Origin of the sequence: Reyranella sp. CPCC 100927, assembly GCF_007859315.1 — a bacterium.
Taxonomy (GTDB): Bacteria; Pseudomonadota; Alphaproteobacteria; order Reyranellales; family Reyranellaceae; genus Vineibacter.
In genome coordinates, this window is sequence record NZ_VOHA01000014.1 from 1 (window position 1) to 25,912 (window position 25,912).

Consider the following 25,912-nt stretch of genomic DNA (forward strand, 5'->3'; position numbering starts at 1 on the left):
GCGAGAAAACTGTCACCCATGTGCTGAGTACAATCTGTTACCCATGTGCTGCGGTCGCACTAAGGCCGGAGGGGGAGCCCACGCGGTCTCAGCCACATAGACCACGTCGGCTCCCCTCCGCCCCTGCGGGGCACCTCCCCAACTGCGTTGGGGAGGACAGAGGTGTCAACGTTTACTTTGCTTTTGGCCAGCCTTCCGACTAGAGGTATCGCCCCTGTGCCCACCCCCGTGTTCAGCCCTCGCGCCTAGCCTTATTTTCGCACGCATGGACGGTCCCAACCTCGACGACCTGCGCCAACAGATCGACGGCATCGACGATACGCTGCACGATCTGCTGATGCGTCGCGCCGAGCTGGTGGAGCGCATCGCCGCAGCCAAGGCGGCGGGCGGCCTGGCGCTGCGGCCCGGCCGCGAGGCCCAGGTGATCCGCCGCTTGCTGGTCCGTCATGGCGGGCGGTTTCCGCCAGCTTCCATGGTGCGTCTTTGGCGCGAGATCATGGGTGCCTTCACATTTCTGCAGTGCCCGATCCGCGTCGCGATCTGTCGGCCGGCCGATCAGCCCGGCTATTGGGACCTGGCGCGCGACCATTTCGGTGTGCAGATCCCGTTTACAGCCCACGAAACGCCGATCCAGGTGCTGGCGGCCGTAAGGGCTGACCCCAACGTCATCGGCGTCGTGCCGGCGCCGGCGCAGGATGAGCCGCAGCCGTGGTGGCCGCGGCTGATGAGCGGCGATCCGACCACGCCCAACATCGTTCAGAAATTGCCCTTCGTCGCCATGCCCAACAGCCGGGGCCGCGACCTCACCGGCTTCGTGCTGGCGCGGCTGGATGCCGAGCCCAGCGGCGAGGACCGCTCCTTGATTGCCATCGAGGCGCGCGAGGAGATCAGCCGCAGCCGCCTGGCGGCCGCGATCCGCAAGGCCGGCCTGCAGGATGCGACGGCTCTGTTCGACGTCGAGCAGGGCGGCACCTACTGGGACCTGATCGAAATTCCTGAATTCGTCGGTGACGCCGACCCACGGCTTGCCGCACTGGCCGTGGCGCTGGGCATCGACGGTGCCCGTGTCGTGGCGCTGGGTGCCTATGCGGTGCCGCCACTGGTGCGCTGAGCGCCCTCGCATTCATCGGAGATCATGATGACCGCTCCGCAGCCTCGTCCCGGGATCATGACCATCGCGCCCTATGTCGGTGGCAAGGACACCGTCGAGGGCAGGGCGAGGGTGATGAAGCTCTCGTCCAACGAAGGCGCGCTGGGTCCCAGCCCCAAGGCGATGGAAGCCTTCGTCAAGGCGGCCGGCGAATTGCATCGTTATCCCGACGGCGGCAGCGAGAAGCTGCGCGACGCGCTGGGGCGCCATTATGGCCTCGATCCGGCACGCATCGTCTGCGGCGCCGGCTCGGACGAGCTGCTGAACCTGCTGGTGCGTGCCTACTGCGGGCCGGGCGACGAGCTGTTGTACAGCGCGCACGGCTTCATGATGTACCCGCTCAATGCCAAGGGCGTGGGCGCCACGCCGGTGGCGGCGCCCGAGACGGACCTGCGCACCGACGTCGATGCGATGCTGGCCAAGGTGACGGCCAAGACGAGGATCGTCTGCCTCGCCAACCCCAACAACCCGACCGGCAGCTACATCACCAAGGACGATGTTCGCCGCCTGCATGCCGGACTGCCCAAGAACGTGCTGCTGGTGCTTGACGCTGCCTACGCTGAATACGTGTCGCGCAACGACTACGATGCCGGCGTCGATCTGGTGAACGCGGCCGAGAATGTCGTGATGTGCCGCACGTTCTCGAAGATCTACGCCATGGGCGGCCTGCGCCTGGGCTGGATGTACGGGCCGGCGACGATCATCGACGTCATGAACCGGCTGCGCCAGCCTTTCAATGTCAATGCCGCGGCCCAGGCGGCCGGCATCGCGGCGCTGGCCGACGTGGCGCATGCCGACGCCACCCGCACCAACAACGACATCTGGCTGCCCTGGCTGTCGGCTGAGCTGGCCAAGCTGGGTCTCGAGCCGCGTCCCAGCGTCGGCAACTTCGTGCTGGTGGGCTTCGGTACCCAGGCGCGCGCCGAGGCCGCCAACGCGCACCTGATGGAAGACGGTCTTATCCCGCGCATGATGCACGGCTACGGCCTGCCCCAGTACCTGCGCATCACCATCGGCACGGAGGACGAGGTCAAGGCGGTCCGCGACTCGCTCGCCCGCTTCGTCGCGCAACGATGAGCAACGCGACAGATAGCGCCGCCGCACCGGACGTGGCGGCCCCCATGTTCGACAAGCTGACGCTGATCGGCATCGGTCTGATCGGCGCCTCGCTTGCCCTCAAGGCACGGCAGGCAGGGCTGGCGCGCCGCATCGTCGCCGCCACGCGCCGGCAGGAGACCGCCGACACCGCCAACCGCCTGGGGCTGGTCGACGAATGCGGCACGGATCTCGCTGCGGCTTGCGTGGACGCCGACCTGGTGATCATCTGCACGCCGGTTGGCGCCTGCGGCGAGGCAACCCGGATCATCGCGCCCAGCCTCAAGCCCGGCGCCATCCTGTCCGAGGTCGGCTCGGTCAAGCAGGCCGTGATCCGCGACATGCGCCCGCACGTGCCGAAGGGCGTGCATTTCGTACCCGCCCACCCCATCGCCGGCACCGAGCATTCGGGGCCGGAGGCGGGGTTTCCCGAGTTGTTCGAGGGCCGCTGGGCCATCGTCACGCCACTGCCGGACGTCGACCGGGCCGCCGCCGACACGGTTGCCGAGTTCTGGCGCCGTTGCGGCAGCATGGTCGAGTTCATGGCGCCGGATTGGCACGACAAGGTGCTGGGCATCGTATCGCACCTGCCGCACCTGATCGCCTACACCATCGTCGGCACCGCCGACGACATGGCCGGCGAACGGCGCTCCGAAGTGATCAAGTTCGCCGCCGGTGGTTTCCGTGACTTCACGCGTATCGCGGCGTCCGATCCCACCATGTGGCGCGACGTGTTCCTGAACAATCGCGAGGCCGTGCTGGAGATCCTGGGCCGCTTCCAGGAGGACCTGTTCTACCTGCAGCGCGCCATCCGCTGGGGCGAGGGCGACAAGCTGTTCGAGTTGTTCTCCCGCACCCGGGCCATCCGTCGTGCGCTGCTCGACATGAAGCAGGCCTGAGGCGCGATTTTCGCCGCAATTGGCGATCACCAGAAGGTGGTGCAACCTCGGGTGTCCGGCTGGAGTGTAGGATCATGATCCCGCGCACTGTCATCGCTTCGATTGTCATGGTCGCGCTGGCGACCGGCGCTGCGGCCCAGATGCCGCCGGCGACCCCGCCCGCCGGTACGCCGGCGACCAAGCCGGCGACACCGCCGGCGCCGCCGACACCTGTCACGCAGCTGCAGAGCGAATTCGCGGTCGCCGTGGGCGATACCGTGATGTTCCCCTACCAATCGAACGACCTCACCTTGAAGTCGCTGAAGATCCTCGACAACCAGGCCAAGTGGCTGGTTGCCAAGCCTGACGTGAAGGTGACGCTCGAAGCCTACTGCGATGACGACATCGAGCCGGCGAAATCACGCGAGTTTTGCCTGTCGCGCGCGCGAGGGGTGCGGGACTACCTCGTGAAACAAGGCGTCCAGTCCGAACGCATTTCGCTGATCGCCTTCGACGATTCGCAGGTGACGCGCACGGCCAAGCCCGAATCGAAGAAGGGCAAAAAGGACGACAAGAACCGGCGCACCAACCGCCGCGTCTCCACCCGCGTGTCGTTGTAGGCTATTCGGACCGCGGGCGTCCACGCCCGCATCGGCGCGCAGCGCCGACGTTGGTTCGCTCTTCGCTTCGCTGCGAGCGAATGCGGGCGTGGACGCCCGCGGTCCGAAAAAGCATCGCAGGGTAGCGGCAATAGGCTTCGCGTCGCGTAGCAGGGCGGTGTAGAACGCCGGACCAGTTCGCCACTGCGTTGCCCGCTCGTGTCTCTGCGCGCCGTTCTGCCCCCCGCCATCTTCGTGTTCCTGTGGAGCACCGGCTTCATTGTCGCCAAGCTCGCCCTGCCCTACACGCAGAGCGGGACGTTCCTCACGTTGCGCTACTGGTTGGCGGCCATCCTGCTGGGTGGGGTCGCGGTGCTGGGGGCGGCGACGTGGCCGCGGCGCGCCTCGGATGTCGGCCATTGCGCCGTCGCCGGCCTGCTGATGCATTTCGTCTATATCGGTGGCGTCTTCACAGCGATCGAACGCGGACTGCCGGCCGGTGTCTCGGCGCTGATCGTCTCGCTGCAGCCGCTGCTGACGGCGGTCGCGGCCGGTCCGCTGCTGGGCGAGACCGTGACGCGCTGGCAGTGGCTGGGCCTGGTGCTGGGCCTGATCGGCACGGCCCTGGTCGTGTGGGAGAAGGCGCAGGTGGGCTCCGCGACGCTGGTGACCGTCCTGCTGTCGGTCGTGGCACTGCTGGGCATGACCGCAGGCACGCTGTGGCAGAAACGCTTCATGGGCGGTATTGACCTGCGCACCGGTACGGCGACGCAATACATCATTACGGCGATCGCCTTCTCGATCTGCACGCTGTTGTTTGAACGCATCGAGGTGACGTGGACGCTCGATCTGACCATCGCACTGGTCTGGTCGGTGCTGGCGATGAGCGTCGGTGCTGCCATGCTGCTGCTGTGGCTGATCCGGCGCGGCGCGGCGACCGGCGTGGCGGCTTTGTTCTACCTGGTGCCGCCGTGCACGGCAGTGATGGCCTGGCTGCTGTTCGGCGAGCGGCTGGGTGCGCTGGCTTTGCTCGGCATGGCCGTGACGGTCGTCGGCGTGGCACTGGCAACGCGGCGCTGATCATGGTCCGACCCACCTATCCTGCGTCGAGCACGGCGCCCATCGCGGCGCGTCCGGACTGGGTCTTCGCCTACGGCTCGCTGATGTGGAACCCGGGCTTCGCGACGCCCGAGACGCGGCCGGCACGGCTGCCCGGCTGGCATCGCGCCTTCTGCATCCGGTCCGAACACTATCGCGGCACCAAGGAGGCGCCGGGCCTGATCCTGGGATTGCTGCCTGGCGGTGTTTGCCGCGGCATGGTCCATCGGCTGCCGCAGGACGGCTATGATGTCGTGCGGCACTATCTGTGGGACCGCGAGATCATGAACGACGGCGTCTATCTGGAGACCGTGCGGCCCGTGATCCTTGCCGATGGCTCCACGGTCGAGGCGTTGGTCTACCTCGCCAACCGCGACCATTTGCAATACGCCGGCAAGCTGCCGCAGGCCGACGCGGTGCGCCTGATCCGCCAGGGTGTCGGTGTCACCGGCCGCAATCTCGACTATCTGGTGAACACCGTCGAACAACTCGAGGCGCACGGCTTCCGCGATCCGTCACTGCATGCGCTGCTCGAGGCGGTGCGTCGTACAGCGGTTCCACTGGAAAGCGATGCACCGGCCGCCGATCGTTAGGGCCCGAGTGAATCCGACGCTAACGGCGTCGTCCCGTTCATCTGTCTCGGTTCGGCGTCGTTCAAGACGAAGGTCGCCCGTGTTCGATCACGCAGAGTGCGGCATGCCCGGCACGCGATATGGAATTGAGGTTGAGTTGCATCTGGAACATCATGGGAGAACCGCGGCCGCGTCAGGACCATCGACGCCGGTCCCGACGCACGCAGTGATGCACGGTCACCTTCCACGATGGAGTCCATTGAATGATTCGCCGCTTCCGTTGCCTGGTGCTGCTTCTTTCGACTTTCTTTCTGCTGATCACGCCGCAGGCGGACGCACAGCGGATGGTGAGCGTCGCCGGCGAAGAGGTGAATCTGCGGTCGGGCCCCGGAAAACAGTATCCTGCGGAATGGATCGTGAGCCACGGCTATCCGCTCAAGGTCATCGGGCAACGCGGCAAATGGCTTGAAGTCCGCGATTTCGAGAATGACGGCGGATGGATCTATCGGCCGCTCACCGCCGGCACGCCGTATTCCATCGTGAACGTCAAGGTCGCGAACATGCGCAGCCAGCCCACGACGCGCAGTCGGATCATCGCCAAGCTCGCTTACGGCGACTTGCTGAAGACGCTCGAGCGCAAGAGCAACTGGATCAAGGTGCAGCGTGACGGCGGATTGCGGGGATGGATCGCACGGCGGCTGGTCTGGGGCTGGTAGCGCACGCCGCAACGTCAGATCCTGAAGCCCCACCGCAACGGGTCGCTGTCCTCCAACCGGAACACGCTCTCACCGGTGTAGTACGCCTCGCCGGCGACTTCGACGATCACGGCCTTGCGGTTGCCGACAGTGGTCTCGCGCACGGCATGGCCGGTGAAATGCGCGCCGGTGACGCTTTCATAGGTGCACGGCTGGCCCAGGCCGACCTGTCGTCGTGCCATCTGCAGGGCGATGCGCGCGGTCACGCCGCTGCCGGTCGGGCTGCGATCGACCTGCCGGCCGGCGAAGATGCAGACGTTGCGGCTGGGCGACGACACGCCGGTCCCGCCATCCGTGAAAATGGTGCCATAGATGAAGGCGAGATCCGGATCGTCGGGATGCTGCAGCGGGATGAAGCGCCGGACAGCGTCGGCGATCGTCTCTCCGGCATCGATCAGGGCGCGGACCGGCGTGGTGCGCACGTCGAGCCCGATGCTGGCGGCATCCAGGAACGCGTAGAAGGCGCCGCCGTAGCCGATGTCGACGGTCACCGGCCCCCAGGTCTCGGTCGGCACGATGGCATCGAGCGCAAAGGCGAAGCCGGGCACGCTCTCGAATCGCACGCGACCGGCGCGGCCGTCACTGACCGCGACATGCGCCGTGACCAGGCCGCACGGGCATTGCAGGCGCACGGTCGTTTCCGGCGCGACCGTCGCCACGCGCCCGCTGTCGACGGCCCAGCGCGCGAGCGCAATGGTGGCGTGGCCGCACATCGTGCTGTAGCCCTCGTTGTGCAGGAACAGCACGGCAAGATCGGCTTCGGGATGGTCCGGCGGCACCAGCAGCGCGCCGTACATCTCGGCGTGGCCGCGCGGCTCGTGCATCAGGGCGCGGCGCAGGTGGTCGTGCTTGTCGCGCGCTTCGCGCCGCTTGCCCAGCAGGGTTGGCGCCTCCAGTGACGGCCAGCCGTCAAGGATGATGCGCGTCGGCTCGCCGCCGGTGTGCATGTCGATGGTGCGCAGGCTCACGGTCATGGGGTCTCGACGGTTCGGTCCTTTCCGAAGGAAAGGGCAGCAGAACGCTCCTACCTTGTCGCTACACAGCAGAACGGAGTGTAGCCATGTCCCGCATCGAACACGATACCGGCGTCATCTCACGGATCAGCGCCTATAGCGATGCCGTCGAAATGCGCGGCAACCTGCGCTTCCTCAGCACCTCGGGCACGCCCGGCTTCGACCAGGAGGGCAAGCTGTCACCCGACTTCACGACCCAGGCCGAATGGGCCTGGCGCAACGTGCTGAAGGCATTGGCGTCGGCAGACATGGGTCCGCACGACATCGTGCGAGTGACACAGTACCTGGTGCGGCGCGAGGACGGACCGCTCTACCAGCCGCTGCGCACCCGTTTCCTCGACGGCGCCAAGCCGGCCTCGATGCTGATGTACGTCGCCGGTCTGCCGTGGCCCGAGATGCTGATCGAAATCCAGCTCGACGCGGTGAAAGCGGTATAGCGGGCGCCATCGCCTGACGTCTTGCTGTTGTGGTAGAAATTTCCTATATTTCTACCACAATGATGGGGCAATGGCCGATGCATCTCAATATCAAGAATGACGAGGCCCACAAGCTGGCAACGGAACTTGCACAGCTGACTGGAGAAAGCTTGACCTCTGCCGTCACTCTGGCGCTGCGGGAGCGTCTGGCCCGCGAGCGTCGGCTGCGCCAGACCGACAGCATTGCGGCCCGGCTGATGAAAATCGGCAGCCGCTATGCCGCACTGCCCGATACCGGACGAAGCCCGGACGAGATCCTCGGCTATGACGAGAACGGGCTGCCGACGTGATCGTGGTCGATAGCTCGGCCGTCATCGCCATCTTTCGCCAGGAAGATGATGCCGCGCGTTATGCGCGGAGTATCGCCGGTGACAGCGACCCGATCATATCGGCGGCCAATCTGCTCGAAGTCTCGATCGTCTTGCGGGCATTGAAGAAAATTCCTTCGGAAAAGGCCGAGCGATGGCTCGATGAATTCATCGATTTGGCAGGAATTCGAATCGAGCCTGTGACGGCGGAGCAGGCGCAAGTCGCGCGTGCGGCCCACATGCGGTTCGGCAAAGGGACCGGGCACGGCGCGGCACTGAACTACGGTGATTGTTTTGCTTATGCGCTGGCAAAGGAAACCGGTGCCCTGTTGTTGTGCAAAGGGCAGGACTTTCCGTTGACCGACATCAGCATTGCCTGATGTTGCGCTCTCGCGATTGTTGCCGCCGCGATGGCGCGAGTACGCATCGGCGGCGCATTCATCCACTGGCTATCTTTTGGCGCGCCGCAGCGATTGGCCGATGCGCTCGTTCATCATCTCGATCGAGCCGTCGGTGTAGCAGGCGATCTTGGCGCAGGCGAGGTGGCGGGCCAGAGGGTACTCGGCGCGCAGCCCGTTGGCGCCCATGGCCTGGATGCAGTCGGCGATGCGCGCCAGCGCCATCTCGGTGGCGAACTTCTTGGCGTGCGCCGCCGGCAGCACGGCATCGCCGCCGCGGTCGATCAGGCGCGCGGCGCGGTAGGTCAGCAGGCGCGCCGCCTCGAGGTCGGTCAGCGCATCGACCAGCTTCCAGCGCAGGCCCTGGTGCTCGATCACCTTGCGGCCGAACGTCTGGCGCTCGTTGGTGTAGGCCGTCGCGACATCGATCGATGCCGCCAGCATGCCGCAGCACATGGCCGCGACATAGGCGCGGGCGCCGTTGATGCCGTTGAGCGCCATCTTGAAGGCCTCGCCAGGGAGCTGCAGCACCGCGTCGTCGGGCGCAACGTAGCCCTCGAGGCGGAAGCCGCCGGCACCGTGGGCGTGGCCGCCGTGCAGTGCAAACGGCGGATCGCGGTGAAAGCCCGGCCGATCGGCCTCGACCGCGAAGCAGCCGATGCCCTTGGAGCCTTGCGACGGGTCGGTCTGCGCGTAGGTGGCCACGATGCCGGCGACGGCGGCGTTGCCGATCCAGGCCTTGGCGCCGTCGAGTGCCCAGCCGCCATCGATCTTGCGCGCGCGTGTCTTGATGGCGGCGAAGTCGCTGCCGGCGCCGGGCTCGGACAGGCCGGCGCAGCCGATCACCTCGCCGCTCAGCATGCGCGGCAGCACGCGGCCGATCAGCGCGGCGCTGCCGTCGCGTGCCATCCGCGTCGTGGCGTTGGCGTGGTTCACCAGCGAGAAGGCGAAGGCGTAGTCGTGGCGCGCGATCTCCTCGCACATGCGCAGCTTGGCGGAGAAGGAGAGCCCCCGGCCGCCATGTTTGGCCGGCAGCTCGACGGTGTGCAGTCGCTCGGCGCAGGCCGCGCGCAGGGTCTCGGTGGGATGGCGGCGCTCCCACTCCCAGCGCGCGGCGTGCGGGCCGACATGGATTTCGGCGAAAGCGCGGGCGCGCGCAATCAGATCCCGCTCGGCGGTGGTGAGGTCGGCGTCGAAGTCGCTGGTGAGGTCACTCATCGGCTGACGCTAGCGGCGGGGCCGGATGGGCTCAAGCGCCGTTCGCGCATGGCGCCAGGGCGTGACTCGTGGCATCGTAGGATATCCCGCTCTGATCGATTTCATGCGCCACCGCGGCTTCGCGCTCACAGTCCTCCTGGCCCTGGCTGTCGTGCCGCCGGCGCGTGCCCAGGCGCCCGGCCCCCAAGGTGCTGAACAGGGCAAATACCGCGAGCAGCGCTGGCTGATCCCGACCGATGACGGTTCAGGGCGGTTGATGCGCACCGTGGTGTATCGTCCGATGGGGGAGAGTCCCCGACCGCTGGTGGTGATCAACCACGGCGCGTCGATCGCCGGGCCGGCGACCGCGCCGCAGCCGCGCTTTGCCGAGGCGTCGGCGTGGTTCGTGGACCAGGGCTACGTTGTCGTGGTGCCGCAACGGCGTGGCTATGGCGAGACCGGCGGCCGGCAGAACGAGTCGTTCGGTTACTGCGACAATGCCGACTTCGTCGGTGCCGGTCGCGAGGGCGCTCGCGACATCGCTGCCGCCGTGGCTTTCATGCGCCAGCAGCCGTTCGTTCGCGCGGAAGGCCTCGTCGTTGCCGGGCATTCGGCGGGCGGCTGGGCCACCCTGGCCTACGCCAGCCTCAATCCGCCGGGTGTGGCGGCCATGATCAATGTCGCCGGCGGCCGCGGCGGGCGGCGCGACAATCTGCCCAACGACAACTGCTCACCCGAGAAGCTGGTACAGGGAGCCGGCACCTACGGCCGTACGGCGCGTACGCCGACGCTGTGGCTCTATACGGCCAACGATTCCTTCTTCGATGCAGGGCTCAGCCGGCGCATGGCCGATGCCTACCGCAGTGCCGGCGGTTCGGCGACCTACCGGCTGCTGCCGGCCTTCGGGCAGGACGGCCATGCCCTGTTTGTGGCCAGAGGCAGCGTGACGATCTGGTCACCGCATGTGAAACCACTCCTCGATCGGTCGCCCTGAGGCTCTTTCCTCTGGCCGGCGTCCATGTCATAGCGCCCCCGTGGAGGATCGACGGCATGGCTTGGCAGGGCAGGACGGTTCTGGCGGTGGTGCCGGCGCGCGGCGGCAGCAAGGGCGTGCCGCGCAAGAACATCGCCGAGGTCGGCGGCCTGTCGCTGATCGCCCGCACCGCGGCAGTCATCAAGGCTCTGCCGTGGATCGATCATGCCCTGATCAGCACCGATGATCCCGACTTCGCAGCCGAGGCACGGCGCCACGGGCTCGACGCACCCTTCCTGCGCCCGGCCGATCTCTCCAGCGACACGGCTCATGCCGCGGATGTCTGGATCCATGCCTGGCTGGCTGCCGAAGCCCAGCACGGTATGCGCTTCGAGATCTCGGTCTATCTGCAACCCACCAGCCCCTTCCGCACGCCGGCCCATGTCGAGGCCACGGTGCGGTCGATGATCGAGGGCGGCAGCGCCGCGGCCTGCACGGTCAGCCGCGTGCCGGGCCATTTCACGCCACAGAAGCTGTTGTTGCGCGATGATGCCGGCAGGTTGTCGTTCTTTGCCGCCGACGGTGCGCAGCACAAGAACAGGCAGACCATTCCACCCTACTGGTATCGCAACGGCTATTGCTACGCGGCGCTACGACCGACGGTCATCGAGCGCCGGCACATCGTCGAGGAAGATTGCATTGGCGTGCCGATCGACGAGGCGATCGTCAACATCGACGATCCCTTCGAGCTTGAGATCGCGCGCTGGTTGGCGGCGCGCGAGGCGCCGTAGACTGCGACGGTCATCCCGAGCGCAGCGAGGGATCTCCTGCTAGCGACGCATGGTGCGCCGTTCGCGGGAGATCCCTCGCTGCGCTCGGGATGACAGGTGTGTCAGCGATCAGCGCTTCCAGGTACCACAGGCCGATCAGGCCACCGACGCCGGATCGAGGTTGGCGCCGCACACCAGCACGCCGACCTTCTCGCCGGCTTCGGGCTTGTAGGCACCGGAGAGCAGTGCGGCGAGGCCGGTGGCGCCGGCCGGTTCGGCCATGACGCGCAGCTCACGCCACAGCGCGCGCTGGGCATCGCGCACAGCGTCGTCGGTGACCAGCACGCTGCGCGCGACCCGGTTGCGGGCGATCTCGAAATTGGGGGCACCGATCCGCGTGGCGCCCAGCGCGTCGGCGGCCAGTCCGCTGACGGCGACATCGACCGGCTCGCCCGCCGCCAGCGCGGCGTGCAGGCTGGGTGTGCCCTCGGTCTCGACGGCGATCACCTTCACCCGCGCGCCGCACCACAGCGCACAACCGGCGATCAGGCCGCCGCCGCCCACGGCCACCACCAGCGTGTCGAACCGCGTCTGCATTTCGAATTCCAGTGCCGTCGTGCCGGCGCCGACGAAGACCTCGGGGTCGTCGTAGGCAGCAATGGTCAGCGCGCCCGTCTCCTGGGCACGCGCTTCGCTGGCGGCCCGCGCCTCGGCATAAACGGCCCCGACCTGATGCACGACAGCGCCGTAGCTGCGCAGACGCTCGACCTTGGCCGGCGCCGAAATGGTGGGCACGAAGATTTCGGCGCGATGACCCAGCGCGCGGGCAGCATAGGCCACGGCGGCGCCGTGGTTGCCGCCCGAGGCGGCGATGACGCCGGCCGGCCCCGGTGTGCTGACCAGCAGCTTGTGGAACGCGCCGCGGCCTTTGAAGGTGCCGCTGTGCTGCAGTGACTCCAGCTTCAGCGCCAGCCCATGGGCAAGGCCGAAGGCGTCCGCCGGCAGGTCGATCACTGGCGTGTAACGGATATGGGGCTTGATGCGGACGTAGGCCGCGGCAACGGCGTCAGGCGAGACCGTTGGAACAACAGGTGCGTCGGGCATGGCCCGGTGTTAGCCAATTCCGGCGCGTCCGTCCATCGGTCGCGGCTCCATATCGGGCTTGGTCGACGCCGCGACGGTTGTGGGAGAGTTCGGGAATGGAACGGATCGTTATCGTGGGCGGCGGGATCATGGGATCCTGCATTGCCTATTATCTGGCACTGGCCGGAGCGGGCGCTGCGGTCACCGTGCTGGAACCTGACCCTACCTACGAGTTCGCGGCCACGCCGCGCGCGGTCGGTGGCATCCGCCTGCAGCATGCCGTGCGCGAGAATGTCGAAATGTCGCTCTACGGCGATCAGGTCTATTCGGCCTTCGCCGAGCATGTGCGTGGCAGCGCCGTGGAATTTGACCCGCAATTCCGACGCCGCGGCTATCTCTATCAGGTGCGCGGCGCGCAGAGCATCGCGGCGCTCGAAGCCAATGTCCGCATGCAGCGCGCGGCTGGTGTGGAGGTGCATGTCCTGGGCGTTGACGAGCTGCGCCGGCGCTACCCGTCCTTTCGCTTTGTCAGCGTGGATTGTGCCGCGTTGTCGCCCGCGGACGGGCAGATCGATCCCTACGCGGCGCTGATGGGGTTCCGCAAGGCCGCGTCAGGGTTGGGCGTGACATATGTGCAAGATCGCCTCGTCGGACTGGAGATATCAGGCGCACGGGTCACCGCGGCGCGTCTGGCCTCGGGCCGCGGCCTATCCGTCGACACACTGGTCAATGCCGCCAATTGCTGGGCGCCGGAGATCTGCGCCATGGTGGGGATGCCGGTGCCGATCGAGCCCGTGCGCCGCCAGCAATTCTTCTTCCTGACGCAGCAGCGCATCGAACCCATTCCGGCCATGCGTCGCATGGACGGTCTCGGGGTGCGCGTCCACCAGGACGGCTACATCTGCGGTTTCACCAACCCGCGGCAGCCGAGCGGCTTCAACTGGGACCTGGAGCACGAGGTGTTCGAGTCCGTGCTGTGGCCGCAGCTTGCCGAACAAAGCGCTGCCTTCGAGGCCATCAAGCCGAAAGGTGGCTGGGTCGGCCACTACGACATGAACCGACTGGACGGCAACCCGATCATCGACCGCTTCGACACGGTGCCCAACTTCATCCTGGCCGCCGGTTTTTCCGGACACGGTCTGATGCACGCGCCCGCGGTGGGGCGCGCCGTCAAAGAGCTGATCCTCGACGGCGGGTTTCGCTCCATCGATCTGTCGCGCCTGTCGTGGCGTCGCGTGGTGGATGGAGAGCCGCTGGCGGATGATGGGCCGAAGGCCTGAGTTTCGGCTTCACGCCCACGCTAGGACGTCGGCGTGCCGCCGGCGCGTCGGCGTTCGGCCTCCATGAGCTGGCGCAGCTTGCGCTGCTCCCAGTCCGGTGCCAGCAGCCGCAGCGGCCACTCGAATGTCGAGGCGGCCTGGATGGCGATCGCGATGCCCCACCCCAGCAGCGGCCAGATCGCCCAGTAGTGCCGGCTGCCGAACAGGTTGATCAGGTGCAGCATGGCGTTGACGGCAAGATAGACCGCGAGGTGACCATAGAACGCCTTGATCACCGCCAGCCGGCGCTGGGCCCGGCGTAAGACCTCGTCTTCCGGCAGGCTGGCAGCGGACATATCGTGTGTCTCCGGAGATGACATCCGGACCTCTCTGTCAGGTCGCAGTGATGGCGCGGTTTGCGTTGCCACCCACCGGCCGCAGCGCCCGCCGGTGTCGCAGCAGCAGGCAGGCCAGCCATCCCAGCGCGATGCCGGCGACCACGCCGCTCACGGCGCTGGCGGTGATCACCCATGCTGGATCACGGACCCAAGCCGGATGGAACGCGGCTGTTACACCCATCCCGTAGCGGATCGTGAAGATCGACAGACCCAGGACCATGGGAAACCAGCTTCCGGCCAGCCGCACGCGAAGACCATTCGGCTCGACTTCAAGGCCGCGCTGACGCGCGATCAGCACGCCCAGCGGGGCGCCGACTGACAGCCCGACCAGCCAGACGGGCATGGCGAGGAGGGGCTGTGCCGATGTCAGGGCATTGAAGAGTGATATGGAGGTTGCCACGACCGGCAGGATGGCGAGCCGGCCCGGGACGACGGTGCGGGTGCGCAAGCCGCTCCAGCCCAGCCACAGGATCAGGGCCAGCAACGCCCACACCCAGACCGGTGTATGGATGATCGTCTGTAAGATTGCTGACATGAAACCCTGCCGTCGTTGCTGGACCGCTGGCGTCGATATGCGCGGCCCCCTGCTCGACAGGCCATCCCAAGTTCGTGGAATCGCTGGCGTTTTGCGCCAAACAACGGCATTGATCGATTCGCGATGCGCGAATCGACGTTCTTCCAGTCGCTGCCGCAGCAGCTTTTGTACGTGCTTATCGCGGCGGCGGTCCTGGCGCTGGTCGGGCCTTACGGAACCTACCGCGACTTGCCGTTGGATCTGCGGGCTGCCTACTGGACGCTGTGCATGCTGACGGGTTGGATCCTGATGACGGCGATTGGTGCCGGCATCGACCGGATCGAACCGCTGCAGGGCTGGCCGGTGGTCGCGCGCATGGTGGTCGCGGGCTTTATCGGCGGCGTGCCGATGACGGCCATTGCCTGGAGTGCCGAGGCGCTGTTTCGTCGTGTCCCGCCGATGGCGGACTTGCCCTATCTACTGATGGACGCGACGGTGCTCACCATCGTCGTATCGGTCGCCATCGGCCAGGCGGTCGAGCTGCGGCTGCGTTCGCGTGCGGGAACAACGGAGCTGACGACGCCGTCACCGGCCGCACCTCCGCCGACACCGCCCTGCCCTGCCGAGGACATGTCGGGCGCGAGCGAGCCGGTGCCGCCAAGGTCGACGTCCGATGCCTTCCTGCGTCGCCTGCCGCCGGAACTGGGGCGTGACCTGCTGGCGTTGGAAATGGAAGACCACTATGCGCGGGTCCATACTGCCTTGGGCAGCACGCTCATTCTTCTGCGCCTGCGCGATGCTGTGGCCGAGCTGGGCGAGAGCAGCGGCCTGCAGGTGCATCGGTCGTGGTGGGTGGCGCACGGGGCCGTTGCGCAGGCCGACCGCGAGGCCGGCAAGCTGGCGCTGGTGCTGCGCAACGGCGTGCGCGTACCGGTCAGCAAGACCTACCGGGATGCCGTTAAGGCGAGCGGCTGGCTGGACCGGTAGCAGCCCGCGTTAACGAGGTTCGACGACCAGGCTCTGAACGGCGCGTCCGAAATAACCATGCCGATCGGCCAGCTTGGCGAACGCGATGCCGGTGGATGTCGGTCCCAGCCAGGTTTCGGCATCGACCAGGATCCAGTCGTCCATCGGCAGTCGGGCCAGGCTGATGGTCAAGTCACCGTTGATGAAGGTCCAGCGATCGAAATCGAGTGCGGTCGCGGTGCCGTTGCTGAAGTCCGACGTCAGCGCCGCGCGCATCAGGGCCGAGATCGGCGCGCCCTGCACGATCGGCCGATCGGCCCGGAACCACACCGATGCCGGCCCCGGTCGGCGCAGCGAGCCTTTGGCGACGCGCACCGAAACACCGGTCAGGAACGGGTTGTCGATGGAAACCTCGGCGATCTCGGTCGCCTCCCGGCACTGATCGGGCTGAGGCACGTCAAGCGGCCGATCCAGTGTCGCCGGTGGCAGGGCATGCTGCGCGGAACGGATCTTCAGCACGCTTGCCCGCACCACCTCGGTTCCCTCGGCCGCGAGCCGGACACCGCACAGCTGGATCTTGCGGCCTTCGCGGATAACCTCGGTGCTCACCGTGAGCGGCGCCACCGGCACCGGCCGCAGCAGATCGATGGTCAGCCGCGCGACCTGCATGGGCTGGTCGGCCGGTATCGCCTCGGCCGCCCAGGCGATCAGTCCCGCTGGCGCGCCGCCGTGCTGCAGTGACGTGTTCCAAGGCCCACCGGCATAGCGGCTGGGCACGGCCCGTGGGCCGTCGATGGTGTAGACCGCTTCCATGATCGACTCCGAAACGCCGTCGTCGGTCAGGCCGTGGGAGGCTGGTCGAGGAACTGGTAGTCGGCCCGAATGCGACCATCCTCGCCCAGCAGCAGGAAGTCGAAGCCGACCGACACCACGGTGTTGTCGCGCACCATTTCCCACTGGAAACGCACGGTGTCGTGGTGGCCGTCGACGGGATCGCGGGGCCGGAAGACGTGGCCGCCATCGCGCACCCACTTGTCGTAGGCCCCGGTGATGCGCGTCTCCAGCGCGGTGTAGCCGTGATAGTCCTGGTTCGGTGTGAAGTGGCTGCCGTCGTCAGCCCACAGGGCCGCGATCTGCTGGCGCCGACTCACGGGATCGGGTTCATTCCAGACGGCGACGTAGCGGCTCACCAGCTCGTGGAGGTCGGCCATGGAGTCCTCTCTTTCCAATGCGTGTTCCACCGACCTTCCGGCACGCGGGCCGGCTTTGTCGATTACGCATCAGGTAAAAGAGCTCAATCGACCGTCGCCCCGGATGCCTTCACCACCTTCGCCCACTTCTCGATTTCAGACTTCACGAACGTGCCGAGCTCGGCGGGCGACGACGTGACGACGTCGAAGCCGGCCTTCGCCGCGACCTCTTTCACGTCCGGCAGCGCCATGGCCTTGAGGGTCTCGGCGTTGAGGCGGTTGATGATGTCGGCCGGCGTGCCAGCCGGCGCGAAGAGCGCAAACCAGGCATCGGACTCGAAGCCGGGCGACAACGTCTCGGCCACGGTTGGCACATCGGGCAGTGCCGCGGCGCGCGTCTTGCCGGTGGTGGCCAGCGCCCGCAGCTTGCCGGCGCGGATCTGGCCGATCACCGACGGCATGGTCTGGAAGCTGGTCGGCACCTGACCGCCGACCAGATCCTGCACCGCCGGCGCCGTGCCCTTGTAGGGCACATGCACGGCATCGAACTTGGCCAAGCCCTTGAACAGTTCCATCGTCAGATGCGAGGCCGAGCCGTTGCCGGTGGAGGCATAGTTCACCTTGCCGCCCTGCGCCTTGGCCCAGGCGACGAAGGCGCGGATGTCGGCCGCCGGCACATCGGGATGAACCACCAGCACATGCGTGACACCAGCGACCAGGGCAATCGGCGCAAAGTCCTTGGCGGCGTCGTAGGGGTGGTTGGGGAACAGGCTCTGGTTGGTGGCATGTGTGGCGTTATTGCCCATCACCAGCGTGTAGCCATCGGCCGGGGCCTTGGCCACGAGGTCGCTGCCCAGGTTGCCGCTGGCGCCCGGCTTGTTGTCGACAATCACCTGCTGCCCCAGCGCCGCTGTCAGCTTCTCGGCGATGACGCGCGCCAGCACGTCGGTGGAACCCCCGGCCGGATAGGGGACGACAAGACGGACCGGCTTGGCTGGCCACGATTGCGCGCGCGCCGACGACGCGACGGCAGCGAAGCCGATGCCGGCAAAAAAAGCGCGGCGGCACAGGGACATGATTTGACCTCGGACAGCGACGAAAGGCGTGTGGGCCTTAGCACGCGCCGGCCTGACTGACGCCGTCTGATTTTGCGAATCGGATGTTCATTCCTGGCCCGCGGTCCTTGCGTGTGGCGGTCGTTTGATTTGCAGCGGTGTCATGCACGATAGGCATGATGGCGCTCGCAAGGATCGTCTTTCGGCCGGACCAGCGCCCTTTTCCCGCCCGATTCGCGGTCGAACATCCACCTTGCGCCGGTCGTTCCATTCGACCGGCCATTTTCATGATGACATCAGCCGATTATCCCATCGCCCTGCCGCCGCGCCACGCGCTGCACGAGTATCAGATCGAGCGGGTGCTGGGGCATGGCGGCTTCGGTATCACCTACCTCGCGACCGACTCGAGCCTGCGCAAGAAGGTCGCGGTCAAGGAATACCTGCCTGCCCAGTTCGCCGTCCGGGCCGAAGGCGCCACGGTGATGCCGCGCACGCGACGCGTGGCAGATGATTATCGCTGGGGCCTCGATCGCTTTCTGGAAGAGGCGCGCACGCTGGCGCGCTTTCGTCACGTCAACATCGTGCCGGTGTTACGATTTTTTGAAGCCAACGGCACCGCCTACATCGTGATGGAGTACGAGGAGGGCCGCTCGTTGGCCACCCTGCTGACGGGGCCCGGTCGCCTGTCGGCGGCGCGGGTGCGCACGCTGCTCGAAGGCCTGATGGATGGTCTGGCGCGTGTCCACGCGGCTGGCTTCCTCCATCGCGACATCAAGCCGTCCAACATCATCATCCGCAGCGACGGCACGCCGGTGCTGATCGATTTCGGCGCCGCACGTCAGGCCCTGCTGCGCGGCGGCGCGACGCTCACCAGCATCGTGACGCCACGCTACGCACCGCTGGAGCAATACCAGGCCGATGCCGAGCAGGGGCCGTGGACCGACATCTACGCCCTGGCCGCAGTGATGCGACATGCCATCACCGGCGATCCGCCGCCGGAAGCACCGGGGCGCGTACGCAAGGATCCCTGTCAGCCCCTGGTCGATGCCGGCATCGCCGGTCACAGCGAGCTGTTCCTCAGCGCGATTGATCACGGCTTGGCCGTCCACCCCGAAGATCGGCCGCAGAGCGTCGCCGCATGGCGTCAGTCGATGGGCCCGGCGCCGGCGGAAGCAGCCGCGCTGGAAGAGCTGGGCGACACGACACCGGCAGGTGCCCAGACGCGGCTGATGCAGGCGCCGCTGACGCTGGCGGCGTCGACGCCGCTCGTGCCGTTGCGCCTGGGCGGCGCTGATGACTCGCAGCGCGTGCGCCTGGCTGCACCGCCGCCGCGGCGGCCGGCAAGCGGCGGTGGCCGCGGGAAAAGCGTTGCGTTGATCCTGGGCGTTGTCCTGTTAGGAGCCGCCGGTCTCTACGCGTGGCGTACGTTGCCCGGCACCGGGCAATCGCAGACGGCTGATACGCAGCAACCTGCGGGCACCGCCACACCGCCGCCGACGCCAACCGCGCCGCCCGCACAAAAGGCCGCCGGGGTGCCGCCAGCGTCGGTCGTACCGAAGGGCGACCCGGTGCCGATCAAACCACCGCCGGCCGGTTCAGGATCGACGGCCGGCCAGGTCGGATCGATCGATGAGCTGCTGAGCAAAGCCAGTCAGACGCCGTCCAGTGCGCAGGCGCCTGGCGCCAGCAAGGCGGGGCGTGACAAGACGCTGGACATCGCGCGGCAGGCGGCATCGCAAGCGAAGTCGATGGCCGAGCTGGCCGAGAAGGCGCACCGACGCGCCATGGAGCGCGCCGGTGATGCCCGGATCCGTGCCGCGGAGGCCGCCAAGTCGGATCTTCCGGGCGCCGAGCGGCTCACGTTCGATGACGGGTCTGCCTATATCGGCCAGCGTGCCGATGGCCGGCGCGACGGCCTGGGGGTTGCCGAGCTGCGCAATGGCGAGCGCCAGTCCGGGGAGTGGAAAGGCGATCGCCTGGAAGGGCTGGGCATGCTGCGCGCTGGCGACGGCCGCTCCTACGAAGGCGAGTGGCGGCACGGCTTGCCGGAAGGCATCGGCGTTTTCCGCTTGAGCCGCGAAGAACGATATTTCGGTGAGGTCAAGGCCGGCCAGCCGCAGGGTGCGGGTGTCCGGACTGTAGGCGACGGGCGCGACGTCACGACCCGCGCCGGCGTCTGGCAGAACGGCGTTCTGGAGGGACCCGGGGTCGAGACCACGTCCTCGGGTTGGCGCTACGAGGGAGGCTTCCGCGGCGGCAAGCGCCATGGACCGGGAATCCTCGTGGGGCCGGACGGTGTGCGGTTCCACGGAACGTTTGTCGATGGCGTCGCTGACGGCTACGGTGTCTCCGTTGCGCCTGACGGCCACATGTCGTCGGGCGAGTGGCGCGCAGGCAGTCTGGCACGCGCCGACGACTAAGACAGGCCGGCGCTCGCCGTCGGCACGGCGACGGACGGGGGCGGCTTGACGGAGATTGTTGTCGCGATATTGGCCATCGCGCTGGCGCTGATATTGGTCAGCGTCCTGCTGCCGGTGGCCGAGCGGTTCCGCATTCCGCATACGGTCCTGCTGGCTGTCCTGGGCATCGCTCTGGGCGCGGCCGGCGCCTGGGTGGGAACGGATACGCACCGGTTCGGTCTGCCGGGTGACGTGTTCGATGGCCTGGGCACGGTCGGCGCCAGTCCGGGCGCATTCCTCTACGTCTTCCTGCCGCCGCTCCTGTTCACGGCGGGGCTGACCATCGACGTTCGCCGCCTGTTTGACGAAGTGTCGGCGGTGCTGCTGCTGGCCATTGTGGCCGTGTTCGTCTGCATCGGCGTCGTGGGCGGTGTCGTTCACGTGGCCACGGGTGTGGACATCTACGTATGCCTGCTGCTGGGCGCCGTCGTTTCGACCACTGATCCGGCAGCGGTGATCGGCATCTTTCGCGAGGTCGGCGCGCCCAAGCGGCTGTCGATCCTGGCCGAGGGCGAAGCGCTGTTCAACGATGCCGCCGCCATCGCCACGTTCGGTATCCTGATCAACGTGCTGGTCCATCACATCGTGCCCGATGCTGCGGCGCCGGGACTGGATTTCCTACGCGAGTTTGCCGGCGGCGTCGCGTTGGGCATCGTGCTGGCCTACATCGCTCTGTTCATCGTCATGCGGCTGGGCGGCTCGATCGTAGGCCTGGCTTCGGTCACCGTCGGCCTCGCCTACGTCGCCTACATCCTGGGTGACAAGTACCTGCACGTGTCCGGCGTCGTGGCGGTCGTCGTCGCGGCGCTGACATTTGCGACGCTCGGGCCAACGCGCCTGCAGCCGCATCAATGGGAGGCCTTGCGTCACACCTGGCATCAGCTCGAATTCTGGGCCAGCTCGCTGATCTTCCTGTTGGCGGCGGTGGTGGCGGCGCGCGTGCTGGCGGGGTTCCATTGGTGGCATGTCGGTGCCGTGCTGGCGCTGTACGTCGCCGCATTCGGTGCCCGTGCCTTGGTGCTGTACGGGTTGTTGCCGGTGCTGGAGGCGGTCGGCCGCGTTCAGCCCGTCGATCACCGATACAAGACCATGCTGGTCTGGGGCGGCTTGCGCGGCGCCGTAACGCTGGCGCTGGCTCTGGTCGCGTACGGCAACGAGCGGCTGCCGCAGGACGTCCGTGATTTCGTCGCCATCCTCGCGACGCTGTTCGTGCTGGCTACGCTGTTCGTCAATGCGCCCACCCTGCGGCCGCTGATGCGCTTCTTCGGCTTGAACGAGCTCGACGAGACCGACAAGGTGCTGCGCGATCGCGTGCTGCTGCTGTCGTGGGCGTCGGTGGCGACCCAGGTCCGCGAGGCGGCGAAGATCTACGGCGCCGAAGCCGACATGGCCCAGCGCCTGCCGCACCTGGAACTGGGGCATGCCTCGACGTCGCAGGCCGATATCGCGTTGCCGATCGACAAACGGGTCGCCTATGGACTGCGTACGCTCTGCGCGCGCGAGCGCGAGCTCTATCTGTGGCGGTTCGGGCACCAGTCGATCTCGCGGCACATCGCCACCATGCTGGTCGCGTCCGCCGACCGGTTGATCGACCAAGTGCAGACGGAAGGTGTCGCCGGTTATGCGCTGGCGCTGCGGCAGGACGTCGTGGTCGACCGGGGCTTTCGCATCACGCTGTGGCTGCACCAGACTTTCGGCTGGGAACGGCCGTTGTCGGACCGCTTGGCCGATCGCTTCGAGACATTGATGGTCGAGCGCAGCGTGCTGCATGAACTGAAGGCGTTCAATCGCACCGACGTGGCGGACCTGCTGGGCGCCGCCGTGGCCGACCGTCTGGCTGAGCTGTTGGACGAGCGGCTGGAAGGCATTGAAGGCGCGCTGAAGGCGTTGTCGCTGCAGTACGGCGATTATGCCGACACCATCCGTGGCCAGCACCTGCAACGCATCGCCATTCGGATGGAGGCGGATGAATACGATCGCCAGCTGGGCAATTTCGCCATCAGCCAGGAGGTCTACAGGGACCTGCAGCATGCGCTGCAGGAACGACGCGCCGAAGCCAATCGCCGGCCGCCGCTGCGGCTGGGCCTGAAGTTGACGGCGATGATCGAGCGCGTGCCGCTGTTCGCCGGCCTCGATACCGGCGAGGTGGCTGCCGTGGGCAAGCTGCTGCGGGCGCGCGTCGTGTTGCCGGGACAGAAGATCGTGGCGCGTGGCGAGCGCGGCGATGCGATGTATTTCATCGCCGCCGGCGTCGCCAAGGTGAAACTGGCGATGGGCGATGTCGAGTTGGGCGAAGGCGCTTTCTTCGGCGAGGTGGCACTGCTGGAGCACAAGCCGCGCAATGCCGACGTCGTGGCCAAGGGCGTCTGCCACCTGCTGCGCCTGGACGCCCATGCCTTCCGTCGGCTGCTGACCGCGCGTCCCGAGATGCGCCAGGAGATCGAAACGGTCGCCGCCCAGCGGCGCGGATGACAGGAAGTTGACTCAAACGCCTGAAATTTCGCGCTGCGTGGCAGCAAGGCGATGCCAGTTAACAGCTTGGTTGAAAATGAGCGCTCATATTGGTGAACCAAAAAGGGGTTTGCACTCAACATATTGACGGTTAAAAAGGCGTGGCATTTCTGCAACACCCCTTTGCAGCGGAGTGAAGCGTACATGGCGGCCGCAAAGTATGTAACGGCGTTGCTGGCGTTTGCTGTCGGCATATCGATCGTTTCAAATGGGATGGCGCAATCGACCGCGCCCAAAAAAGTCACAGTAAGCAAGGCTCCCGCCAAGCAGGCCGCTGCAACGGCCCAGAAGCCGGTGACCAAGCCCACAACCAAACCTGCGGTCGTTTCGGCGAAAACGCCCACGACCAAGACTGCTGCAACGACGCAGCGGCCGGGTGCCACGAAATCATCGGTCGCTGCCCGCCAGCAGGTCGCATCGCGGCAGAACACGCGCGTGTCCCGGATTGGCTATGGCGGCCGTGCCATCGGCTCGCGGGCGCCGGCGACGCTGCGCAGCACGCGCTTCGGCGCCGTTCCTGTGATGCCGTCGCTCTATGCGCCGCCGCAGGAAAAGCTGCCGCCGCCGCCCGACGATGGCAGCCCGCGGACGCTGTCGTTCTACAGTGTCAACAGCCAGGAATCGCTTACGGTCACCTACCGGCGCGATGGCCGCTACGTTCAGTCCGAACTCGACCGGGTGAATGCCTTCCTGCGTGACTCGCGCAACGGCGACTCGGTTCAGATGGACCCGCAGCTGTTCGACATCCTGTGGCACGTGAAGCGGTCGCTGGGCGCCGATGGACCGTACGAGGTGCTATCGGCATATCGCTCGCCCGAGACCAACGCTTGGCTTGCCAGCGCCAGCCGCGGCGTGGCCTCCGACAGCCTTCATATGCGGGGGCAGGCCATGGACGTGAAGCTGCCCGGCTATACGGCTTATCAGATTCGACAGGCGGCGCGGGACCTCGGGCTCGGCGGCGTCGGATACTATCCGCGCTCAGGCTTCGTCCACCTCGACACCGGCTCGGTGCGTTACTGGTAGACCCAGGCGCTGAGGTCAGACGATCCAACAAAAAAGGCCGGCTTCCGCCGGCCTTTTTCTTTTGGCGTCGGCGCTCAGCCCACGTGGCTGCGCAGCATCCAGGCTGCCTTGGCCAGAGCGTCCATGCGCTCGATCATCAAGTCGCCGGTTTCGGCGTCGCCCAGGCTTTCGGCCAGCTCACGCACCGGCCGGCAGCGCTGCACCAGGCTGTCGTTGTCGGCGGCGAGCTGCTCGCACATCTGGCCCCAGCTTTCGCCACCCTTGGCCTCCGGCAGCGTCGCCAGCTTGCCATAGGCAACGAAGCCGCCCGGTGCCGGAAAGCCCAGCGTGCGAATGCGCTCGGCGACCTCGTCGAGGGCAGCGTGCAGGGCCGCGTACTGCGCGCCGAACAGGGCATGCAGGCCCTGGAAGTTCGGTCCGGTGACGTTCCAGTGGAAGTTCTGCGTCTTCAGCGCCAGCAGGTAATGGTCGGCCAGGATCGCCCCCAGCGATTCGGCGACCTGCCGGCGCGCGTTGTCGGATAGTCCAAGATTAACGGCGGCCATTTTTTTTCGTGCTCCTTACTTTTGCACCACGTGTTTCAATGTAATGTCGATCGACGGCTGCTCAACCGCGACGTTCGAGCACGCCTGCAGCGACGACAGGGAGGGCTGCATGACACACAAGGTGTGGTTGGAAGTTGCCGTCAACGGACCCTGGTCGCGCCGACATCAGCCCAACATCCCGATCACCGCGGATGACATCGTGCGCGATGCGATCGCCTGCGCCGAAGCAGGGGCTGCCATCATCCACATGCACGCCTACGATTCCGTGACAGGCCGCCAGCGCGACGACTACGAGATCTATGCGCCGATCATCGAGCGCATCCGCGCTGCCGTCGATGTCGTCTGCTACCCCACGATCCCGTTTGCCGGCAGTGTCGATTCACCATCGCCGTTGACCCCGGCACAGCGCTATGCCGCCGTCGATGCCCTGGTGAAGGCCGGTCTGATCGAGTGGGTCGGGGTCGACCCCGGCTCGACGAACCTCGCGCACTATGCCGCGATCGCGGCGGCGAGGCCGGGATTCGTCTATGCCAACCCGGAAGACCATATCCGCCACGGGCTCGATCTGGCGCGCCGCCATGCACGCACGCCGTCCTACGCCATCTATGAGCCCGGTTTCCTGCGGCTGGGCGCGGCGCTGCACCGCGCTTGCCCGGGAACGCCGGTGCCGCTTTACCGCTTCATGTTCTCACAGGACATGGCGTTCGGCTTTCCGGCGCAGGATTGGGCGCTCGACGCCTACCTGCGGCTGCTGGCACTGGAGGCGCCCGACGCGCCCTGGATGATTGCAGGGCTGGGTGTCGAGATCGAGCCGCTCATCGAGACTGCCGTGCTGCGCAGAGGGCACGTCCGCGTCGGCCTGGAAGATGTGCCACTGGGTAGTGCAGCCGACAACCGGTCGCTGGTCGACCGTGCGCGCCGTCTGGTCGAGGCTGCCGGGGGCGCGCTCGCCAGCGCCGCCGACATGCGTGCGGCATTAGCGGCAGCCTAGGACAGGCACGAAGCCTACTGTCCGAAGCGTGCGTGTACGCCCCCGAGATAGGCCTGTTCCGCCGGCGTATCAGTGCGTCCGAGCGCGGCATTGCGGTGAGGAAATCGACCGAAGCGTACGACGATGTCGCGGTGATCCACCGAGTATTTGAGCGGACCGGGACCGTGCACCCGCCACAGCAATCCGATGCTGCGATTCTGATCGCCCTGCGACTCGCTGTGGTGGAAAGGCATGTACAGAAAGCTGCGTTGAACGCGCGGCAGCCTGCGATCGAAGCCGCGCGCCAGCGCTGCCCTGGCGATCCGCCGCGCGCGGGCGTCGCCGGCAAAGGCACGGCCGGTGCCGCGAAACGCGTTGCGGGTCATCTGGTCCAGCATCAGGCATAGCGCCAGAGCGCCCCGCGGCGTGCGCGCCAGATGATCGTAATGGCCATCCAGGGCTTTTTCGATCGCGGCGCCGAATCGACGGACAATCTCGGCATCGAGCGCCGGCGTGCCGTTGAACCACATGGTGCGGTCCTTGCCATGGCCGGGATGACCGGGCGGCAGGAACCAGAAGTCGAGGATGTGGGTGATGAGATCAGGCATGGCAGGGATCAGAAGTCAGTTATCAGGGATCGGTGAACAGGGCTATTCT

General features: G+C 67.0%; 28 protein-coding genes. 18 read left to right on the forward strand and 10 right to left on the reverse strand.

Annotated features, from left to right (window positions below; genetic code table 11):
- Positions 1-265 precede the first annotated feature (265 nt).
- The 7 genes from FQU96_RS28260 (at position 266) to FQU96_RS28290 (ending at position 6,108) form a co-directional block, all read left to right on the forward strand.
- Positions 266-1,111 (forward strand): chorismate mutase, encoded by an 846-nt coding sequence (locus FQU96_RS28260; protein ID WP_146544726.1) that lies wholly within the window; start codon positions 266-268, stop codon positions 1,109-1,111.
- A 27-nt stretch (positions 1,112-1,138) separates the two neighbouring features.
- The gene (hisC, locus tag FQU96_RS28265; RefSeq protein ID WP_146544727.1) at positions 1,139-2,227 is read left to right on the forward strand and encodes a histidinol-phosphate transaminase; all 1,089 of its coding nucleotides are present in this window, start codon (positions 1,139-1,141) and stop codon (positions 2,225-2,227) included.
- Between the two features lie 44 nt (positions 2,228-2,271).
- Complete coding sequence (locus FQU96_RS28270) at positions 2,272-3,144, forward strand: prephenate/arogenate dehydrogenase family protein (RefSeq protein WP_146544728.1); 873 nt, start codon at positions 2,272-2,274, stop codon at positions 3,142-3,144.
- A gap of 74 nt (positions 3,145-3,218) precedes the next feature.
- Positions 3,219-3,743: an OmpA family protein gene (locus FQU96_RS28275; protein WP_146544729.1), complete on the forward strand. Its 525-nt coding sequence runs from the start codon at positions 3,219-3,221 to the stop codon at positions 3,741-3,743.
- 198 nt (positions 3,744-3,941) lie between these two features.
- Positions 3,942-4,802 (forward strand): DMT family transporter, encoded by an 861-nt coding sequence (locus FQU96_RS28280; protein WP_255468604.1) that lies wholly within the window; start codon positions 3,942-3,944, stop codon positions 4,800-4,802.
- Between the two features lie 2 nt (positions 4,803-4,804).
- Positions 4,805-5,413 (forward strand): gamma-glutamylcyclotransferase, encoded by a 609-nt coding sequence (locus FQU96_RS28285; RefSeq protein ID WP_146544731.1) that lies wholly within the window; start codon positions 4,805-4,807, stop codon positions 5,411-5,413.
- A gap of 242 nt (positions 5,414-5,655) precedes the next feature.
- A complete protein-coding gene (locus tag FQU96_RS28290) occupies positions 5,656-6,108 on the forward strand; it encodes an SH3 domain-containing protein (RefSeq protein ID WP_146544732.1) in 453 nt (150 codons plus the stop codon).
- A 14-nt stretch (positions 6,109-6,122) separates the two neighbouring features.
- On the opposite strand, the gene FQU96_RS28295 is transcribed toward FQU96_RS28290, so the two are convergent.
- The gene (locus FQU96_RS28295) at positions 6,123-7,121 is read right to left on the reverse strand and encodes a proline racemase family protein (RefSeq protein WP_218574913.1); all 999 of its coding nucleotides are present in this window, start codon (positions 7,119-7,121) and stop codon (positions 6,123-6,125) included.
- A gap of 86 nt (positions 7,122-7,207) precedes the next feature.
- On the opposite strand from FQU96_RS28295, the gene FQU96_RS28300 reads away from it, so the two are divergent.
- The 3 genes from FQU96_RS28300 (at position 7,208) to FQU96_RS28310 (ending at position 8,324) form a co-directional block, all read left to right on the forward strand.
- The gene (locus FQU96_RS28300) at positions 7,208-7,597 is read left to right on the forward strand and encodes a RidA family protein (protein ID WP_146544733.1); all 390 of its coding nucleotides are present in this window, start codon (positions 7,208-7,210) and stop codon (positions 7,595-7,597) included.
- A 77-nt stretch (positions 7,598-7,674) separates the two neighbouring features.
- Positions 7,675-7,926, forward strand: coding sequence for a type II toxin-antitoxin system VapB family antitoxin (locus tag FQU96_RS28305; protein WP_146544734.1), 252 nt, complete (start codon positions 7,675-7,677; stop codon positions 7,924-7,926).
- Positions 7,923-8,324: a type II toxin-antitoxin system VapC family toxin gene (locus FQU96_RS28310; protein WP_146544735.1), complete on the forward strand. Its 402-nt coding sequence runs from the start codon at positions 7,923-7,925 to the stop codon at positions 8,322-8,324. Before FQU96_RS28305 ends, FQU96_RS28310 begins: the two co-directional genes overlap by 4 nt.
- 69 nt (positions 8,325-8,393) lie before the next feature.
- Here FQU96_RS28310 and FQU96_RS28315 read toward each other — a convergent pair whose 3' ends face one another.
- Entirely contained in the window at positions 8,394-9,560 is a 1,167-nt protein-coding gene (locus FQU96_RS28315; protein WP_146544736.1) for an acyl-CoA dehydrogenase family protein, read from the reverse strand.
- A 61-nt stretch (positions 9,561-9,621) separates the two neighbouring features.
- On the opposite strand from FQU96_RS28315, the gene FQU96_RS28320 reads away from it, so the two are divergent.
- Together FQU96_RS28320 and FQU96_RS28325 are read left to right on the forward strand one after the other, a co-directional pair.
- Positions 9,622-10,533, forward strand: coding sequence for a S9 family peptidase (locus FQU96_RS28320; RefSeq protein WP_178130748.1), 912 nt, complete (start codon positions 9,622-9,624; stop codon positions 10,531-10,533).
- A 56-nt stretch (positions 10,534-10,589) separates the two neighbouring features.
- The gene (locus tag FQU96_RS28325; RefSeq protein ID WP_146544738.1) at positions 10,590-11,303 is read left to right on the forward strand and encodes a cytidylyltransferase domain-containing protein; all 714 of its coding nucleotides are present in this window, start codon (positions 10,590-10,592) and stop codon (positions 11,301-11,303) included.
- Positions 11,304-11,438: 135 nt separating this feature from the next.
- On the opposite strand, the gene FQU96_RS28330 is transcribed toward FQU96_RS28325, so the two are convergent.
- Positions 11,439-12,386: a threonine/serine dehydratase gene (locus tag FQU96_RS28330; RefSeq protein ID WP_146544739.1), complete on the reverse strand. Its 948-nt coding sequence runs from the start codon at positions 12,384-12,386 to the stop codon at positions 11,439-11,441.
- 95 nt (positions 12,387-12,481) lie between these two features.
- Here FQU96_RS28330 and FQU96_RS28335 point away from each other — a divergent pair, with 95 nt between their 5' ends.
- Complete coding sequence (locus tag FQU96_RS28335; protein WP_146544740.1) at positions 12,482-13,645, forward strand: FAD-binding oxidoreductase; 1,164 nt, start codon at positions 12,482-12,484, stop codon at positions 13,643-13,645.
- A gap of 20 nt (positions 13,646-13,665) precedes the next feature.
- Here the strand turns inward: FQU96_RS28335 and FQU96_RS28340 are convergent, their stop codons facing one another.
- Positions 13,666-13,980, reverse strand: coding sequence for a 2TM domain-containing protein (locus FQU96_RS28340; protein WP_178130749.1), 315 nt, complete (start codon positions 13,978-13,980; stop codon positions 13,666-13,668).
- Between the two features lie 37 nt (positions 13,981-14,017).
- Positions 14,018-14,557 (reverse strand): DUF6622 family protein, encoded by a 540-nt coding sequence (locus tag FQU96_RS28345; RefSeq protein ID WP_146544742.1) that lies wholly within the window; start codon positions 14,555-14,557, stop codon positions 14,018-14,020.
- A 123-nt stretch (positions 14,558-14,680) separates the two neighbouring features.
- Here FQU96_RS28345 and FQU96_RS28350 point away from each other — a divergent pair, with 123 nt between their 5' ends.
- On the forward strand, positions 14,681-15,523 hold the full coding sequence (locus FQU96_RS28350; RefSeq protein ID WP_146544743.1) for a LytTR family DNA-binding domain-containing protein: 843 nt from the start codon (positions 14,681-14,683) through the stop codon (positions 15,521-15,523).
- Positions 15,524-15,532: 9 nt separating this feature from the next.
- Here FQU96_RS28350 and FQU96_RS28355 read toward each other — a convergent pair whose 3' ends face one another.
- The 3 genes from FQU96_RS28355 to FQU96_RS28365 form a co-directional block, all read right to left on the reverse strand.
- Positions 15,533-16,315: a thioesterase family protein gene (locus FQU96_RS28355; RefSeq protein ID WP_146544744.1), complete on the reverse strand. Its 783-nt coding sequence runs from the start codon at positions 16,313-16,315 to the stop codon at positions 15,533-15,535.
- 26 nt (positions 16,316-16,341) lie between these two features.
- Positions 16,342-16,713 (reverse strand): hypothetical protein, encoded by a 372-nt coding sequence (locus FQU96_RS28360; protein ID WP_146544745.1) that lies wholly within the window; start codon positions 16,711-16,713, stop codon positions 16,342-16,344.
- 83 nt (positions 16,714-16,796) lie between these two features.
- Positions 16,797-17,768, reverse strand: coding sequence for a tripartite tricarboxylate transporter substrate binding protein (locus FQU96_RS28365; RefSeq protein ID WP_146544746.1), 972 nt, complete (start codon positions 17,766-17,768; stop codon positions 16,797-16,799).
- 266 nt (positions 17,769-18,034) lie between these two features.
- Here FQU96_RS28365 and FQU96_RS28370 point away from each other — a divergent pair, with 266 nt between their 5' ends.
- The 3 genes from FQU96_RS28370 to FQU96_RS28380 all read left to right on the forward strand — a co-directional run bounded on the left by FQU96_RS28370 (position 18,035) and on the right by FQU96_RS28380 (position 23,740).
- On the forward strand, positions 18,035-20,167 hold the full coding sequence (locus tag FQU96_RS28370) for a serine/threonine-protein kinase (RefSeq protein ID WP_178130750.1): 2,133 nt from the start codon (positions 18,035-18,037) through the stop codon (positions 20,165-20,167).
- A gap of 45 nt (positions 20,168-20,212) precedes the next feature.
- Complete coding sequence (locus FQU96_RS28375; protein ID WP_146544748.1) at positions 20,213-22,678, forward strand: cation:proton antiporter; 2,466 nt, start codon at positions 20,213-20,215, stop codon at positions 22,676-22,678.
- A gap of 183 nt (positions 22,679-22,861) precedes the next feature.
- The gene (locus tag FQU96_RS28380; RefSeq protein ID WP_146544749.1) at positions 22,862-23,740 is read left to right on the forward strand and encodes a DUF882 domain-containing protein; all 879 of its coding nucleotides are present in this window, start codon (positions 22,862-22,864) and stop codon (positions 23,738-23,740) included.
- A 74-nt stretch (positions 23,741-23,814) separates the two neighbouring features.
- Here FQU96_RS28380 and FQU96_RS28385 read toward each other — a convergent pair whose 3' ends face one another.
- Complete coding sequence (locus FQU96_RS28385) at positions 23,815-24,285, reverse strand: Dps family protein (protein ID WP_146544750.1); 471 nt, start codon at positions 24,283-24,285, stop codon at positions 23,815-23,817.
- A 109-nt stretch (positions 24,286-24,394) separates the two neighbouring features.
- On the opposite strand from FQU96_RS28385, the gene FQU96_RS28390 reads away from it, so the two are divergent.
- On the forward strand, positions 24,395-25,276 hold the full coding sequence (locus FQU96_RS28390) for a 3-keto-5-aminohexanoate cleavage protein (protein WP_146544751.1): 882 nt from the start codon (positions 24,395-24,397) through the stop codon (positions 25,274-25,276).
- A gap of 14 nt (positions 25,277-25,290) precedes the next feature.
- Here FQU96_RS28390 and FQU96_RS28395 read toward each other — a convergent pair whose 3' ends face one another.
- Positions 25,291-25,863: a DUF924 family protein gene (locus tag FQU96_RS28395; RefSeq protein ID WP_146544752.1), complete on the reverse strand. Its 573-nt coding sequence runs from the start codon at positions 25,861-25,863 to the stop codon at positions 25,291-25,293.
- Positions 25,864-25,912: the final 49 nt, after the last annotated feature.

Bases quoted from the DNA above. Each gene is read 5' to 3' on its own strand.
- FQU96_RS28260 (WP_146544726.1), top strand. From the start codon at position 266: ATGGACGGTCCCAACCTCGACGACCTGCGCCAACAGATCGACGGCATC.
- hisC (WP_146544727.1), top strand. From the start codon at position 1,139: ATGACCGCTCCGCAGCCTCGTCCCGGGATCATGACCATCGCGCCCTAT.
- FQU96_RS28270 (WP_146544728.1), top strand. From the start codon at position 2,272: ATGTTCGACAAGCTGACGCTGATCGGCATCGGTCTGATCGGCGCCTCG.
- FQU96_RS28275 (WP_146544729.1), top strand. From the start codon at position 3,219: ATGATCCCGCGCACTGTCATCGCTTCGATTGTCATGGTCGCGCTGGCG.
- FQU96_RS28285 (WP_146544731.1), top strand. From the start codon at position 4,805: ATGGTCCGACCCACCTATCCTGCGTCGAGCACGGCGCCCATCGCGGCG.
- FQU96_RS28290 (WP_146544732.1), top strand. From the start codon at position 5,656: ATGATTCGCCGCTTCCGTTGCCTGGTGCTGCTTCTTTCGACTTTCTTT.
- FQU96_RS28295 (WP_218574913.1), bottom strand. From the start codon at position 7,121: ATGACCGTGAGCCTGCGCACCATCGACATGCACACCGGCGGCGAGCCG.
- FQU96_RS28300 (WP_146544733.1), top strand. From the start codon at position 7,208: ATGTCCCGCATCGAACACGATACCGGCGTCATCTCACGGATCAGCGCC.
- FQU96_RS28305 (WP_146544734.1), top strand. From the start codon at position 7,675: ATGCATCTCAATATCAAGAATGACGAGGCCCACAAGCTGGCAACGGAA.
- FQU96_RS28315 (WP_146544736.1), bottom strand. From the start codon at position 9,560: ATGAGTGACCTCACCAGCGACTTCGACGCCGACCTCACCACCGCCGAG.
- FQU96_RS28325 (WP_146544738.1), top strand. From the start codon at position 10,590: ATGGCTTGGCAGGGCAGGACGGTTCTGGCGGTGGTGCCGGCGCGCGGC.
- FQU96_RS28330 (WP_146544739.1), bottom strand. From the start codon at position 12,386: ATGCCCGACGCACCTGTTGTTCCAACGGTCTCGCCTGACGCCGTTGCC.
- FQU96_RS28335 (WP_146544740.1), top strand. From the start codon at position 12,482: ATGGAACGGATCGTTATCGTGGGCGGCGGGATCATGGGATCCTGCATT.
- FQU96_RS28340 (WP_178130749.1), bottom strand. From the start codon at position 13,980: ATGTCCGCTGCCAGCCTGCCGGAAGACGAGGTCTTACGCCGGGCCCAG.
- FQU96_RS28345 (WP_146544742.1), bottom strand. From the start codon at position 14,557: ATGTCAGCAATCTTACAGACGATCATCCATACACCGGTCTGGGTGTGG.
- FQU96_RS28350 (WP_146544743.1), top strand. From the start codon at position 14,681: ATGCGCGAATCGACGTTCTTCCAGTCGCTGCCGCAGCAGCTTTTGTAC.
- FQU96_RS28355 (WP_146544744.1), bottom strand. From the start codon at position 16,315: ATGGAAGCGGTCTACACCATCGACGGCCCACGGGCCGTGCCCAGCCGC.
- FQU96_RS28360 (WP_146544745.1), bottom strand. From the start codon at position 16,713: ATGGCCGACCTCCACGAGCTGGTGAGCCGCTACGTCGCCGTCTGGAAT.
- FQU96_RS28365 (WP_146544746.1), bottom strand. From the start codon at position 17,768: ATGTCCCTGTGCCGCCGCGCTTTTTTTGCCGGCATCGGCTTCGCTGCC.
- FQU96_RS28370 (WP_178130750.1), top strand. From the start codon at position 18,035: ATGATGACATCAGCCGATTATCCCATCGCCCTGCCGCCGCGCCACGCG.
- FQU96_RS28380 (WP_146544749.1), top strand. From the start codon at position 22,862: ATGGCGGCCGCAAAGTATGTAACGGCGTTGCTGGCGTTTGCTGTCGGC.
- FQU96_RS28385 (WP_146544750.1), bottom strand. From the start codon at position 24,285: ATGGCCGCCGTTAATCTTGGACTATCCGACAACGCGCGCCGGCAGGTC.
- FQU96_RS28390 (WP_146544751.1), top strand. From the start codon at position 24,395: ATGACACACAAGGTGTGGTTGGAAGTTGCCGTCAACGGACCCTGGTCG.
- FQU96_RS28395 (WP_146544752.1), bottom strand. From the start codon at position 25,863: ATGCCTGATCTCATCACCCACATCCTCGACTTCTGGTTCCTGCCGCCC.